This window comes from Pediococcus sp. EKM201D, from assembly GCF_011800215.1.
Lineage (GTDB): Bacteria > Bacillota > Bacilli > Lactobacillales > Lactobacillaceae > Pediococcus > Pediococcus pentosaceus.
Map to the genome: position 1 here is coordinate 119,949 of NZ_JAALFK010000005.1, position 15,379 is coordinate 135,327.

General features: G+C 40.5%; 13 protein-coding genes. 9 read left to right on the plus strand and 4 right to left on the minus strand.

Going from position 1 to position 15,379, the window contains the following annotated elements:
• Positions 1-9 precede the first annotated feature (9 nt).
• The 4 genes from dapB to HFC68_RS08045 all read left to right on the plus strand — a co-directional run bounded on the left by dapB (position 10) and on the right by HFC68_RS08045 (position 4,686).
• Positions 10-774 carry a 4-hydroxy-tetrahydrodipicolinate reductase gene (gene dapB, locus HFC68_RS08030; protein WP_011672863.1) on the plus strand — a complete coding sequence of 255 codons (765 nt, stop codon included), beginning with the start codon at positions 10-12 and terminating at the stop codon, positions 772-774.
• A 12-nt stretch (positions 775-786) separates the two neighbouring features.
• Entirely contained in the window at positions 787-1,968 is a 1,182-nt protein-coding gene (locus HFC68_RS08035; protein WP_011672862.1) for an aminotransferase class I/II-fold pyridoxal phosphate-dependent enzyme, read from the plus strand.
• Between the two features lies 1 nt (position 1,969).
• A complete protein-coding gene (locus HFC68_RS08040; RefSeq protein WP_011672861.1) occupies positions 1,970-3,016 on the plus strand; it encodes an aspartate-semialdehyde dehydrogenase in 1,047 nt (348 codons plus the stop codon).
• Between the two features lie 233 nt (positions 3,017-3,249).
• Positions 3,250-4,686, plus strand: coding sequence for an MFS transporter (locus tag HFC68_RS08045; protein ID WP_011672860.1), 1,437 nt, complete (start codon positions 3,250-3,252; stop codon positions 4,684-4,686).
• Between the two features lie 104 nt (positions 4,687-4,790).
• Here the strand turns inward: HFC68_RS08045 and HFC68_RS08050 are convergent, their stop codons facing one another.
• The 4 genes from HFC68_RS08050 to HFC68_RS08065 all read right to left on the minus strand — a co-directional run bounded on the left by HFC68_RS08050 (position 4,791) and on the right by HFC68_RS08065 (position 10,077).
• Positions 4,791-5,921, minus strand: a complete 1,131-nt coding sequence (locus HFC68_RS08050) for a collagen binding domain-containing protein (RefSeq protein WP_011672859.1) — start codon at positions 5,919-5,921, stop codon at positions 4,791-4,793.
• 258 nt (positions 5,922-6,179) lie between these two features.
• Complete coding sequence (locus HFC68_RS08055; protein ID WP_002834318.1) at positions 6,180-7,199, minus strand: glycosyltransferase; 1,020 nt, start codon at positions 7,197-7,199, stop codon at positions 6,180-6,182.
• A 22-nt stretch (positions 7,200-7,221) separates the two neighbouring features.
• Entirely contained in the window at positions 7,222-8,295 is a 1,074-nt protein-coding gene (locus HFC68_RS08060; protein ID WP_011672858.1) for a serine hydrolase, read from the minus strand.
• A 336-nt stretch (positions 8,296-8,631) separates the two neighbouring features.
• Positions 8,632-10,077 carry a hypothetical protein gene (locus HFC68_RS08065; protein ID WP_011672857.1) on the minus strand — a complete coding sequence of 482 codons (1,446 nt, stop codon included), beginning with the start codon at positions 10,075-10,077 and terminating at the stop codon, positions 8,632-8,634.
• 88 nt (positions 10,078-10,165) lie between these two features.
• Between HFC68_RS08065 and HFC68_RS08070 the strand changes: the two genes are divergently transcribed.
• The 5 genes from HFC68_RS08070 (at position 10,166) to HFC68_RS08090 (ending at position 15,269) form a co-directional block, all read left to right on the plus strand.
• Positions 10,166-11,839 carry a MucBP domain-containing protein gene (locus HFC68_RS08070; protein WP_167399766.1) on the plus strand — a complete coding sequence of 558 codons (1,674 nt, stop codon included), beginning with the start codon at positions 10,166-10,168 and terminating at the stop codon, positions 11,837-11,839.
• A 165-nt stretch (positions 11,840-12,004) separates the two neighbouring features.
• Positions 12,005-12,448, plus strand: coding sequence for a LytTR family DNA-binding domain-containing protein (locus HFC68_RS08075; protein WP_171030548.1), 444 nt, complete (start codon positions 12,005-12,007; stop codon positions 12,446-12,448).
• 6 nt (positions 12,449-12,454) lie between these two features.
• Entirely contained in the window at positions 12,455-13,186 is a 732-nt protein-coding gene (locus tag HFC68_RS08080; RefSeq protein ID WP_011672854.1) for a hypothetical protein, read from the plus strand.
• A gap of 100 nt (positions 13,187-13,286) precedes the next feature.
• Positions 13,287-13,532 carry a hypothetical protein gene (locus HFC68_RS08085; protein ID WP_002834324.1) on the plus strand — a complete coding sequence of 82 codons (246 nt, stop codon included), beginning with the start codon at positions 13,287-13,289 and terminating at the stop codon, positions 13,530-13,532.
• A 1,008-nt stretch (positions 13,533-14,540) separates the two neighbouring features.
• Positions 14,541-15,269, plus strand: a complete 729-nt coding sequence (locus HFC68_RS08090) for an AraC family transcriptional regulator (RefSeq protein ID WP_167399767.1) — start codon at positions 14,541-14,543, stop codon at positions 15,267-15,269.
• Positions 15,270-15,379: the final 110 nt, after the last annotated feature.

Sequence of the window (15,379 nt, forward strand, 5' to 3'; positions counted from 1 at the left end):
AGCCATTATATGATAAATCAGGTTAAAACTGTTGTGATTGCTGGTTGTACAGGATCTATGGGTCAACAAACCGTTCAGTTAATCCAAAACTTACCGGGTTTCGAGTTAGTTGGTGGTTACGCACCACATGCCATCCCCCAAACATCTGATTATTTGGTCACTAATCAGCTAGCTGAACTTCCGCAAGCTGACATTTGGATTGATTTCACCGTCCCCTCCGTTGTTTTTCAAAATATTAAGTATGCAATTACCCATGGCTATCATCCGGTCGTTGGAACTAGTGGTCTTTCAACGTCCGAAATGCATGAGCTCCAAACTTTGGCAGCTACTAAAGAGTTGGGAGGATTAATTGCTCCTAATTTTGGATTATCAGCTGTCCTTTTAATTCAATTTGCTAAGCAGGCTGCTAAATATTTCCCAGAAGCTGAAGTGGTTGAAATGCATCATCAAGATAAACAAGATGCTCCATCTGGAACCGCTATTGCCACCGCCAAAGCCATCAGCGCATCTCGTACTCATGCTAACGACTATGATGAAATTGAAACTATCCCTGGTGCTCGAGGAGGTAAAGTTGATGGTGTTCCAATCCATTCAATTCGTTTACCGGGCTACGTTGCCCACGAACAAGTTCTCTTCGGTGGACCGGGTGAGGCTTTAACCATTCGTCAAGATTCATTTGACCGCCAATCTTTCATGTCTGGAGTTCGACTGGCTTGTCAAAAAGTGACCGATTTAAATACCTTAGTGGTTGGTCTAGAAAATATCTTAGATTAGGGGGCTTTATAAATGCCTGAACTCGATTCAGCTTTACAAAACCAAACTCGGCCGGCACTCTCAGCAATTAGTCGCTCTGCCATCCGGCAATTTGATCAACAAGTGTCTGATATCCCGGGAATTTTAAAGTTAACGTTGGGTGAGCCCGACTTAAACACGCCAGAACACGTTAAACAAGTTTTAATTAACGCAATCACTAATAATGCCTCCCACTACGCTCCGTCGGCCGGCTTACTGCGTTTGCGCCAAGCTGTTAGTAAATATCTACTGAACTCAACTAATATTCGGTACAACCCAGCGAGTGAAATCTTGATCACAATCGGAGCTACCGAAGCAATTTTTGCTACCATGCAAACCATTTTAAGTGTTGGCGACGAAGTGATTATTCCAACTCCAACCTTTCCTTTATACATGGCAATTGCAAAAGCAATTGATGCCACGGTGATTGAAATCGATACCTCAGATACTGATTTTGTACTCACAGCCGATGCTTTGAAACAAGCTTTACAAGCGCACCCGAACGCCAAAATGCTAGTCCTAAATTACCCAACTAATCCGACCGGCGCAACTTACTCTAAAAGCAAGCTAACAGAACTCGCCCAGGTGATTCAAAATTCGAAGCTATTCGTCCTAGCAGACGAAATTTACGGTGAACTCAGTTACGATAATAAGCACTATTCCATAGCCGAACTACTACCTTCTCGAACTATTCTTATTAATGGAATTTCTAAATCGTACGCTATGACTGGCTATCGGATTGGTTTCTTAGCTGCTCCGGCGACGCTCACCAGTAATATTTTAAAATTACATGGATTCATGGTTACCACCGCTCCCACTAGTATTATGGAGGGGGCGATCGAGGCTCTATTACATGGTCAAGACGATGTAGCCAAGATGTGCGAACAGTATCGGTTACGCCGTGACTACCTTGTAAAGGAACTTAATCAATTAAATTTTCAAGTTCGCTCGCCCGCTGGGACTTTTTATCTTTTTGCTAAAATTCCCATCAATTTGATCCAAAATTCGAACCAGTTGGCCTTGCAAATCGCCCATCAAGCTAAATTAGCCGTGATTCCTGGCAAAGTTTTCGGAGCTGGTGGTGAAGGTTATTTACGTTTCTCGTATGCAGCATCCATGTCCAACTTACACGAAGCCGTTCGACGGCTTACAAAATTTGTTCAGGAGGAAAAATAATATGTCAGCAATCACCGTTGCCATCCTAGGAGCCACTGGCGCCGTTGGAACCAGAATGATTGAGCAACTTGAACAGTCTAATATTGAAGTTCGTGATTTAAGACTACTCGCGTCGCCCCGTTCCGTCGGCAAAGTTCAAACTTTTCGCGGTCAAGAATATGAAGTATCCGCCGCAACTCCTGATTCATTTATCGGGGTGGACTTAGTTTTATCCTCAGCTGGTGGCTCAGTTTCTAAAAAATTAATTCCCCACGCTGTAAAAAACGGCGCGGTCTGTATCGACAACACTAGTGCCTTTCGTATGGATCCAGAAGTTCCCCTGGTTATTCCCGAGGTCAATTCTGATGATCTTGATTGGCATCACGGGATAATTGCTAATCCTAACTGTAGTACCATCCAAATGTTGGTAGCACTCGCCCCGCTTGATCGAAAATACGGTCTAAATCGGATTATTGTTTCAACCTATCAGGCTGCTTCTGGAGCTGGTCAATCGGCTTGGAGTGAACTATTAGAGGAAGCTCGCCAACATCTTGATGGGCAAGCTGAAATAGCTAAAATTTTGCCAGTTAGTGGCGCATCTCATCATTATCCTTTAGCATTTAATTTACTTCCTCAAATCGATGTTTTTGAAGATAACGGTTATACCCATGAAGAGTGGAAAATGATTCATGAATCCAAAAAAATTTTACGCCACGACTTGAATAATTCAGATTTAAAAGTGACGGCGACCTGTGTTCGGGTTCCTGTCCCCGTCGGGCATGGCGAATCCGTATACTTTGAATTAGAACAAAATCCATCGGTGCCAGAAATTCAGACCGTTTTGGACCAAGCTGATGGCATCGTTTTGCAAGATGATCCCCGCACTCAGCTTTATCCTCAACCCATCACCGCTGAAGGACACCAATCCACTTTCGTCGGACGAATCCGAGCTGACGCTGAAAATCCAGGAGGTTATAATCTCTGGGTTGTTTCTGATAATCTACTTAAAGGAGCGGCTTGGAATGCCGTCCAAATCGCCGAAACTTTAGTTCAAAGAGAATTACTGTAAATACCCTTACGTAACAAAAAAGTAGCATCCGACTTAATTTATAAGACGTTGCTACTTTTTGTCGTGCCACTGATTAAACCAACTTTGCTTAAAAGTGAAAGTCCTTATTTAACCCACACAAAATTTCCTCGTCCTTCTACAGTCCATCCCAATTAAAAATAATTGACTTTTTGCATTAAAGCACCACAATGTTAAATGTATTAATTTTTAAGAGATGAATTGGGGGGACGGATATGCAAAATAATGTATCCAAAGGATTAACGGTTAACAAAACCTTAATCCTAATTGCGCTGGGGATGTTCACGTTTATGTCAACATTAGATGGGTCAATCGTTAACATTGCGATGCCCATTATGTCTAAGGAGTTATCTGTTACAGCAAGTCAGATTGAATGGGTCGTATCCATCTACCTGATTATAATTAGTTCTTTACTCATGTTTTTTGGTCGCCTAGGAGATGTGGTCGGTAAGACCCGCATTTTTAAAATTGGCACGGCAATTTTTATTATTGGTTCATTAATCGCTGGAATCAATCTTGGGTTACCATTTTTGCTATTTGCTCGCGGTGTTCAGGCGGTTGGAGCAGCGATGACTATGTCAAATAGCTTTGGAATCACCACTAGTTCCTTTCCAATCAATCAGCGTGGGCGAGCGATGGGCTTCATCGGAACTTTCGTTGCTCTAGGATCAGTTGCTGGACCCGCCGTTGGAGGTTTAATTCTCAACTACTTACCTTGGAATTATATTTTCTGGATTAATGTTCCAATTGGAATAATTGCTATTTTATTGGGACTTAAAAGTTTGCCAAAAGATGTTCCTGTTTCGGCCAACGCGCCCCTCGACTGGTTAGGCACACTAGAATTTGTTGTTTTTATTGTAACTTTCTTCTTTGCTATTTTACGAGGGCAAGCAATTGGGTATACCCATCCAATCATCCTTGGAGCACTGTTGATTGCCGTGGTTTCAATTATCCTATTTATTCGTACCGAGAAACAACTTAAGCATCCTTTACTCGATTTTTCAATTTTTAAGTATTCGGATTTCACCTTCGGTTTGATTGCAGCATTACTCGTTTTCATCAATGGTTTCTTTTATAATGTTTTGATGCCTTACTATCTAGTTAATGCTCGTGGTTTATCCTCTGGACTTTCAGGAATCCTACTTTCAATCATTCCACTCACTATGGTAATTTTCGGACCGATTGGTGGCGTCTTAGCTGACAAATTTAATTCAACTAAAATTACCATTATCGGTGTTACGCTAGTATTGTTAGCCCAGTTTTTGATTATGGGCTTTCAGTTGGACACTCCGTTCTGGTACTTTATTTTTACTTCAATTGTTACCGGAATTGGGATTGGTATGTTTCAATCGCCGAATAACGCATCTGTAATGTCCGCCGTTCCAAGTAATCGACTAGGAATCGCTGGCAGTGTTAATGCGTTAGCTCGAAACCTAGGTATGATTTTAGGCGTTAGTATCTCTACATCATCGCTTTTCTTAGTAATGGGCGCCAAACTCGGTCGTAGTATTACTACTTATCCAACCGGCAACGATCAACTGTTTATCTTCGGAATGCATGTTGCTTTCATGATTTCCGCAGCTTTACTTGTCATTGCCGATTTGATTGTGATTCAACGCTGGTTCGTTTCCAAAAAGAAACATAAAAATTAATTGCCCTATGTAAAATATTTTATATGCTATATCAAAAAAGACGTCTCACAGTGGACGCCTTTTTTTGTATTAGATGTTACTCTTTTCCGAAGTTCTTTCTGACATCATTTCCGGCGATGATAAATGAACCACCCAATCAGGGCCAATAGGCTCGCTCCGACCATTAAAAAGTTTTTAATGATGGCCTGTTTTTCTTCGGCTAAGAAAACTGGGCGATCCTTTTGGATATATCCCGTTTTAATTGACTGCGTGTTACTTAACTTCTCCGTGCTGTTTTGCCATCCCTGTCCCGTTCCAACGCCCTTACTTTCTGGAACATATGTATTAATCCTTTGGGAGGTCAGGTTGGCCGCCGTTAAATCCCCTTGACTGTGATAATGCCGATGTTGATCTACGGAGGAAATTCGCGTTTGGTAGTCGATTACGTAGGTCTGCTTAATCTTTCCTAATCCAACCGTAAAACCCTTCGTCCCATTCGTCATGATTTTCACTTTAGGACAGGTTGCCGTTACCTCAAAATCTTTACCTTGGTCATCAAAGGCTACTCCCATGACTTCGATGGAACCCGTTAAAAGTTTTTGATGGTCTCCGATTAGTTCGGTACAATCGACCTGATTGAGATTTTGCTTAGCATAATTCACGCGCACTCGCCAATGTATCAACGTGGGGTCCTTCACATCGTACCAAGACCACTGGTATAAAGTCTCATTCGGATTCGGACCGCCATTCGGTTTTATCTTAATTTGAGCCGCCCGCCCAGCTCCCCAATTTAAAAGTTGCACTTGGTTTTGATCGACCTTAGAATAATTCCATTGCGTTCGGACACTAAGAGCACCTTTCACTCCACCTACATAATGCTCCACATATTCCGTTAATTTGACTTTAACTTTATTAGTTGGCTTCAAAACTTGCACTTTACCAATAATGTTACCTCGCCCATCAGTCACATCAAACTTAACATTACTAACTAACTTCAAACTGTCTGGCACTTTGAGAGTCATCGTATCTCCAGCTGTGACTCTTTTAGAAACTGGAATATTAAAATTCCAATGAATCTTCATGTTATCGTAAAGTCCAAAAGTAGTTTGCGCTTGATCTTTGCTATTTCTCAACTCAACATTAGTAATAAACTGTTCGCCCCAATCGGTTGCTGCTCGAACACTGAGTGGTTTACGATTGATGCCCCAAAACCATAGCACAGCCATCACCAATATCAGAAGCCCTTTTTTATTCATGAAAACCTCTCCCAATCTCGCTTCCATTCTATTTATGATTTATAAATGTTAAAAGGAATCTTTTATTGCCAATTTGGATCTTGGTGTTTTTCAGACCAAATGCATCTAATAATCGTCCCCACAGCAAGAATTGCGAAAAAAATCGAGAGCGTTGCTAATAGGTGATACATGAACCCCCAACTTAAGCTTACAAAAGCTACACCACTTCTTTGAATATTTGAATACATAACTTTTTCGTCCCCCTATTGAATTAAATCATTAATCTAGATGATTCCACGTACCCGCTGACCCGCTTAACAGCTGAACCAGCGCCCCAAGGTACGCAATTTGTAAAAATAAACTATAAATTAATTCTGGAAAAATCATTAATGCAAATATCTTTGCCTGCCGGTCTTGGTTCCAAATCGTAATCACCCGCTCGACTGCAAAAATCACTCCAATTAAAAACCAAAAGAAACTAAAAATAATCAAGTCTTGCACCATTAAGTAACCGGTGAAAACAATCAGTCCCATAAATGCTAGGACTGAAATAAGTAACATTAATTGTTGAAAAACGTATGGAAATAAAACGCGATCCCATTTTCGGCGAACCATTTGTTGGAGTGCTCCTAAATACCAGCGTCGCCGTTGTAAAAATAGTAGTCGCCAGTTGGGCATAATTTCCGTCGTGCAGTAACAAGAGATTGGGGAAATGATTCTGGCCCCCGCCTCTTTTAAATCAATCGTCAACGCAAAGTCCTCGGTAATCGAGTCTTCGTCGTAAAAACTACCTTTGCGAGCTTTAACTTTCTGAAACATCTCGGCACTTACCATCGAAGCGGTCCCGGTTAAAACAAAAACTTTTTTGCTCCGCTTAATCTGATTGGTGTAGCGGTACCACTCCAATTGCTGACAAAATTCAATCATCGAACTTCGATCCGCATCCCCGAAAAACACTGAACCGACCGCATCATAACCACCAGCATCAATCGCTATCTGGGCCCGTTCAATCCAATCATCCGCAATCACCGTGTCAGCATCACAAATGAAAATATATTGGTCGGGTAATTGCCAATCAACGTAATTTTCTAAGGCTTGATTTAATGCTCCTGCTTTACGATGCTGATTATCAACCGTTTCAAAAGCCACCGCTCCTGCCTGAATTGCTTTTTGATAAGTATCATCTGTACAGTGATCACACGCCACAATCACTTTTCGAACTTGTTGCTTTAACGCTTTAATCGTTGCTTCAATATTTGCACCTTCATTATGGGCAGGTACGATTGCCGTGACATCCATGTTTAACTTACCTTCTCCTTAATTAATACGTGTTTCCACCTAAATATGGAGTTTGATTGACCAATGAATAAATACTATTGGTCAGCTTCATCGTCGTTGTTTTACCTCTGCGATTTCCCAACAAAACGACGGCATTGCCGGCCTTTTTGTTGAAAATGATTGAAGGTTCATATCCCTGCAAGATGCCATGCCCGCGGTAATAAAGCTTATTGTGATAGACTCCACCGGCGTAAACACTATGTGGGACAGTTTTAAACAACTCCTTGACGGTCTTCATTGGTAAAATTTCGCCATTGACCAAGGCTGAAAAGTAACGGTAAAGGTCGCCGGCGGTCATAAAAAAACTCCCGGTACCAATCTCATTACGATAGACGTAGCGAGGATTGGCGAACGGTTGCCCATTTTTATGGTAGCTTACGGCTACTTGGGGATTCGAAAAATCCGGCATCACCATCACATTTACCTGATTTTTTAGATTGACTAACGTATTAAAACTAGCACTGTAACTTTGATGCGTTAGTTGCGTAATAATTCCCGCCAACAGATGAAAATTAATCGCATCATAATCCCATCCCTTACGCGGATCGACCACCACATGCTTAGCGTAATAGTTGGCCAATGCTTTTTCACTCAGTGTTTTTTCTGGATCACTCGCTGCTTCTAACCCCGAGGTCATGGTCAACATATTACGAATCGTGATATTTTTAGCGTTAGGAATGGACGGATAAAATTCAGCCAGTTTTGTAGCATAATCCAATTTTCCCTCTTGAATTAACTTCGCTACCATCACGGAAGTCATACTTTTTTCAATCGAGGCGATGTTATACAAAGTATCCACACCATTTTTTCGTGAAGCATTTTGTTGCCCATAGCCTTTATGCAACAAAACTTTATGATTCCGAATCACCAAGGCGGTGCCACTAAAATCATTGCTTTCTAAGGCGTAATTGATATTTTTAACTACCGTCTCTCTGGAACGGACGTTGTACCTCGTTGCCCAACGATCATTGAAGTACGTATCATGTACCATTTTTAAAACAAATATTACCTGCAAGGTTACTATCACCCAAAACCAAATCTTTTTCTTTGCGCCCATTTCTGCCTTCCATCAATAACTCATTCATCTACCATCGTGATAAAAAGAAGCTGTGATTCATCGGGCTGCGCACGAACATTCCTCAAAAATCGTACGTTTGACCTTTCTTCACAGCTTCCCGTCGTTCCTTATCCTACAAAAAGGATATTAGAATGATCCCCCCGTGTGCTAATCAAGGACTAGCACGTTTTTATAATATAATCCGTGTCTCTTATCGTAAAGGGGTTCTATGTTTCACGTTTTTCATCTAATTTTAAAATCATGAGAATGCACCTTAAAATTCAAAAAGACTTTTTAACAGTAAGTCCCGAGCGGACGCCGTTAAAAAGTCTTTGGTTAGCTATTAATTATTTTTTTATCATTTTGTTTAATTTTTACGATTAAATCACCTAGTTGTTCCCAATCCTCAGCTAAAGGTGGTGACTCCCAGATCATTTGCTCACAATCGACATCATAAAAACGTTGATCCGATAGAAATATATCCGTATCATCTTCCAGACGTTTAGAAATTTCGATATTAAGGGGCGCAAATTGTTGTAGCTGAGACGTGATGTACTTGGTAAAAACTTTTCCATTAGAAAAATCGACCGTAATCTTCACGACACTACTTACCAACTGAACCGGTAGATGTTCCAGCAAGATTAACATGTAAGTATAATATAGCTGGGTTAACGTATCTTTATCAAGCCTTAATTTACGTTGCTCGCCTACATACGCCAAAATTTGTTTCACCATCTCGTCAATTTCAGGATAAGTTTCACTGAAAAAGGGCACCTTAGTTGGATCTACAAACGTCTCACTGAAATAAAATGGCGAAAATACTTTGAGGTTGGTTTCCAGTAGTTCCTGTCGAATCTCTGCTAGTTGGCCGTCTACTTCTAACCCTTCAAAAATTTGGTGCAAAAAATCGAGCTGTTTTTCTACCAAAGTTTGAATTACTTTTAACGGCGGCTGATTCCCACACTTTTCAATTTCAAATGGCGCTAGTTCGTTGACCATAAAATAAATGTTCAGATACCAAGCTTCTTGGATTAAATCAGGCTCTTCCAACCCCCATAAATCTCTCAGTGGCTCTAAAAAATCCAACTTTTCCTTAGCGCAATCCTTATCGACAATCTTTTTAACCACGTTTCCCTGACGAATACGCTTAGTTTGGACAAACAAAAAATTCGTCAAGCGTTGCCGTTCTGTGTAGCTTAAATGCATTGATTTTAGCTCACTCAACTCGGTGATTAAAGTGTCCACCGGCTCTCCCAGCTCAATCGGCATCGCATCAATTCCATTGAAAAAATGATGAATCACGCTAAAAATAGTCTGTCGCACACTTTCTTCATTGCGATGGGTCTTGTTGAAGAATTCTTCCGACAGAATTTGCCTAATATAAATAATATTGCGATAATAGGTTGCTCGACTGATTCCGAATTGCTTTAGGAATTGAGCTTGGGTGCCGTAAATTCCCAATTGAGAATTTATAAAAATATTCAAACGAATTGACCTGGTCGCCATGTTTTCCAGAATGGTTTTCATTGAAGTTGTTGTTAGACCATAGATTAACAGGACTCCCTTGCCATCGTATTCCAAATCAATGTTTTCAATACGAAGTGCAGTAATCGTTGATTTTAATAAATCAAACGCGCCCAGCACCTGATGTCTACTAACTCCCAGCTCATCTTGAACATAGCCTATCGAAAGCCTCTTCTCAGAATCATGGATATACAGTTCGGCTAGTTGGAGGACCAACTGCTGCTCATCGTCCAATAATCGGTTAAACTTCTCGATCATATTATTAACTCCTTAAGGTGATTTGTTAACAATATTTTTAAAGGCATCAAAATATAGACTCTAAAAATATGTCTGGGGGTAAATCATCTTGGGAACAAAGCACTACACCAAATTATACAACAAGAGTAGAAAATGGCTAATTACCGTTGTGTTAAGTATCGTTATCGTTACCAATACATTTTTAGTTTCGACCACCGCTTGGGCGGCTAAAACACCTACTCCAAAACCAACCTCCCCATCTAATGCTGAATCCTATCAGGCGGACGCTAATTCAACGACCGTGGCTACGAGTTCTAGCACTACAACCACGGCATCTTCATCCGCTACTCAAAGTTCCAGTGCGACGGCTACTAATCCGCCATCTGCAGCACCCTATCACCATCATCACCACCATCACGCTACGGTTACCGTACGGTATGTGGATCAGACGGGGAAACTCTTAGCTACCGGGACTGCCGATTATCCATTCGGCCCTTTTGTAGGCCGGCCCTACACTACCCATCCTCAAAATATTAATAATTATCACTTTGTTCGCATGGGAGCTGGTAGCCTTCCTGCCACTGGTATTTTAAGCCATCATGGAGACAATGGTATAGTTACCTACGTATACGCTCCAGCATACCACTTGACCACCAAAACTATCAACGAATACGTTGAGTATGTGGATGAAGATGGTAAGGCTCTTGCCAATCCATATCGCGCTCAGCCCGTTACCTTTGCGACGGTAGCAGATGCGCTTCATCACACAACTGTTACTTATTTTTCAAGAACTAAAACAACTTTAACGCTCGATCAACAAGGCCGACCCGTGGACCAGCAGAATTGGATTAGGAGCAATCAAGCTACTTTAGCTGCCATCCCTAATCCAACCATCAAGGGTTATCACGTAGCTTCTAATAATGCGCCCCGTTCTAGCCATCAACAGGTTGATCAACAAACGATCGATGCTAATAGTTCCGATCTGCACTATACAGTTAGATACGAACGGGCTCATAAAAAAGCTACGGTAAAATTCATTGATGATCGCACTCATCAAGAGCTGCTTTCAAAAGAAGTTTCGGTCTACTATAATCAGGCCAATACGTATGATCCAACCCGTAAGATCAAGGAATATGAAAGTCAAGGATATACGTTAACTACTAATGATTTCCCCAAAAATGGCCTCGATTTTGATCAGATCAATGGTGATTCGGTGACCTACTATGTTCATCTGCGATCTAAAAAACCAGCTCAACCTAAGTCGGATGCCGTGCAACCTCTTGCACCCCAAAAACCTAGTAGTTCGCCCAAGACACCTGAAAAGGCCGATCCGATTCCTCAACCAGCACCTGTGGTTAAGCCGATTCAATCGCACCCAGTAACAGTAACCAAGTTACCGAGCGCCACGCCCACGGCAGTACCGCTGACCATGGAAGAAAAACGGGTCGTAATTCAAAAAAGGCTCCAACAGCACCGCTTGCCAACTGCGGTTCCGGCCGCACGCCCTCAAAAAACCGTGAAACCTGCAGCAAAGTCTCAGGCTCACATCGATTTTGAATACGTCGATCAACCTCGTGTTGCGCAAAAGCGCTGGATTAAGATTCCAAATTACCGGCACCGCTATTGGAAATTTCCAACATTTACGACAACTTTTGCCCTTTGGAATTCAGAACTTCAACCGCTATATCGTAAAACTGGCGATGACCTTCATCATACCCATCTAGGTTTAATTTTAAGAACCATGTCGGGTCGCATGCTGCTCGGTCAAAAATATTCTAAATAAGCACTTAAAAACTGTAAGAAAATCAATTCAGCTAGGTTCTGCTGCAATCATTTTCTTACAGTTTTTTGACCGCCTAGTCGCTTAATCCAACCACTTATCCCTTACCCATTTACCCGCTCTCTTTTTTATGATGTACTTAGTAGGAAAGGATGATCGACATTGAAAATGCGAGTTGAAATTGATCCAAATATTAAAGAGGGCGAAGTCATTATTCGAGCGCCCGAGTTTACTAAAAACATTACAGAAATTCAGGAATTAATAAAAAGACAAAATGCTACGCAAAAAGTTATGACCTTTTATTCCGGTTCCACTGAATTTTACCTAGAAGTTGGCGATATTTTATTCTTTGAGACCGAGGATCGACAAGTCCGTGCCCACACTGAAAATCAGCTTTATACAACGCATCAGCGACTATACGAGCTAGAGGAAAACCTTCCTATTGAGTTCATTCGTATCTCTAAATCTTGTATTGTCAATGTTAATAAAATCTTAGCGTTAACTAAATCATTGTCGAACTGCTTAGTCCAATTTCAAAACTCGCATAAACAAGTTTATGCATCTCGTCGGTACTATAAATCATTACAAGAACATTTAAAAAAGTTGAGGTAATTAATTATGAAAAAATCACAATGGTTTTGGGGCACATTATTCGTTTTAGCTGCGGCTGTTTTAGTAGCAACGCAGATGGGTTGGACGGCGTTCACCTTAAATCCGTTCTCCGTCGTCGCTTCTGTATTTTTAATTGCTGCACTGGTCGTCAGCCTCGTCCACTTGTCCATCGCTGGAACCATCTTTTCAATTGCATTTTTATTAATGCTATATGGTAAACCCCTTGGTATCAGTAGTCTCGTGCCATGGACCATTCTGTTAGCGGCCGTTCTTCTAACAATTGGTCTATCACTAATTTTTCATCCTTATCGCCGAAATTGGCAAAAGCATGCACTATGGAAAAATTTTCAGCATGGTTTTAATCATCACCCAGACTACGATTATACTGAAAGTACGCAGTCCGCTGATGATGACGTAATCAATATTGAAACTAGCATGAGTAGTGGTATTCATTATATTCAATCTCAAGATTTGAAAAGCATCAATGTAAATAACTACATGGGAACTACTAAGGTGTATTTTGATCAAGCCCATCTTGAGGATTCTGCCACTGCCAACATCAATTGCCAACTGGGAAACATCACACTATATCTCCCCCACGATTGGAATATCGTGACTGATATTAACTCTGTAATGTCTGGCATTGATGAACGGGGAATTCGCAATTCTGGTACAGGTCCAACCCTTTATATTAAAGGCAAACTTTACTTAAGTGGTGTTACTTTGCACTACGTCTAATTTAAATTAATGCCCACTTTGATTCCAAAATAGTCCGCTTGCTAATTGACAAAACGAACGTTTGTTCGTATAATTTACTTATCAAAAAGAGGTCGATTATATGGAAAAATTAAGCGGAATTATTACTAGTGAAATTAAAAGTATCAGTTACTCTCCCATTTTATTTCGGTTTACCCTGACGAATATGCAAGATCAGCACTACAACATGCTGATTCATACCCATGCTCTAAACTTTTTTCAACAAGCCAAGATGGGATCAGCTATTGAAGTATGGGCGGTCAAAAATAATCGCAATCAATACGTCATCCGACGTTTTAACGTCTTTGATTCGCATGTCTTAGTATAAATAGCTATCATAAAAACGCCATCCCTTCAGCAGGATGGCGTTTTTATTTACCTTCAGATTGGTTAATCCATCAAAAAATCCCCAGTGCTAGATTTTCACCTAACACTGGAGACTTCCAAAGGGGAAATAATATAAGGTTAAGTACATTAGGTCCCTAGGATGTGCCTGTGATATGGCCCTGCCAATGGTTCGCCGCCATTGAGAATCATCTTGCTTCTCGCCACTCAGGGTAAAGTTTTTTTACGGTTTTGGGAGTTGTCGTATAATGTTTGAACCATCCCCTGGTGGTTGTGATTCAGATGATTAGATATCGTCGATGTCACGGGCTTCATCGCCAATATCTTCTATAGCAAAGTTCACTACCAGCTACTCCAGCTCTGGGAGAGACGGTCTTCCTGCGACCGTAAAAAAGAGTGGAGTTGCCATCGTCAACCTTGCTACCCTTCGGTGAAATCGTCTTAATTCATTTACTCTGCGGATTGCTACTTAAAGCATCCGCGTTTGTTTTGTCCACTTGACCCCCCAGATTAAAATCGTAGCCGAGAATTTCACCGACGATCTTTTGACAATTTTCATTCGATTAAATGTTATAGTTTAAAGAACTTGCTTAGCCACTTTGCTAGTCCCTTAATCGTAATAGCTAATCGACCATTCAATTATCTACATTAGATCTTTCTCGCTTAATCCGTTTGGCCAGTTTGGACAATTTTGATATCCTGAGATTAGAAAAACAGCCATAAAATTAGAAAAATCTAACATTGGAACTTCAAGATTATTTTCAATAATCTTGAAGGGATTACTTTCTTTTAATAAGTGTATTATATTGGTTATCCTGATGTCTTTGCAAACAATACGCCTCCTTAAAAACCCTTATTTGTAGTATTCTAGCTGTTTTTGTACTTTTTATAGACAATCTTAAACTTTACAAACATATTGCTTGAATTAAGTTTAAAAATCCGACAAAATGCATTTTTGTAAGGAAGAAATTATCTTTAGGAAGGAGGAATTATGAGAATTGTTAAATTGGATCCTTCTTTATTAACATCTCAAGATCGATCATTTATTTTAAAATTTTCATTACTTGAACATGATCTTCTCCACTTCTTTGAAAATAAAAATTATGAACATGCCCACGAACATATTGACCAGTTTTTTAGAGACTGCGCACTTCAAGATTTATCTTCCGAGGTGGTGCTACAGTCTCTAATTGGTTTGGTAGGCGGCCTGACCAATATCAGTTTTTTTACCCATCTCAATATCGCACATTTCTTAGAACTCCGGCTCGCCTTCATCAAATTTTTAAGCTCCCAAAACCTAAAAATTGAAGATTTTCGTGATATTTTGTTTGATATTGTTCAGACATTTTTTTCATATAACGACGAACCCACCCGCAACGTCGATTTTTCTAAAGTGTCTAAACAGGTCGCCCTGACCGCTTACTATATCAATATGCATCGTTATGAACGCTTACGAATCGATCAGATTTTCGCAACCTTAAACCTGGACAAAAAATACACTCTGACTCGCTTTCGCGCAGAGTTAGGCTTTTCCGTGACCCAGTATATCCGTCACGTTAAAATGACCGAAGCAAAGAATCTGTTAATAAACACCTCAATGTCGATTGGTAAAATAGCTCAGATTCTTAAATTTTACGACACCGCAAATTTTTCAAGAGAATTTTTTAAAGAATATGCGGTATCACCCCGTAAATATCGTCAACTAAATCGTTTGGTATAGCGTTCATCTTCTCCCTTCCTAATTACTTCCTTATTATCCAAAAAAATCTCCACCGTCAGATTTTTATCTAACAGTGGAGATTTTTCGTTTTTACGATTTAAAGATTAATT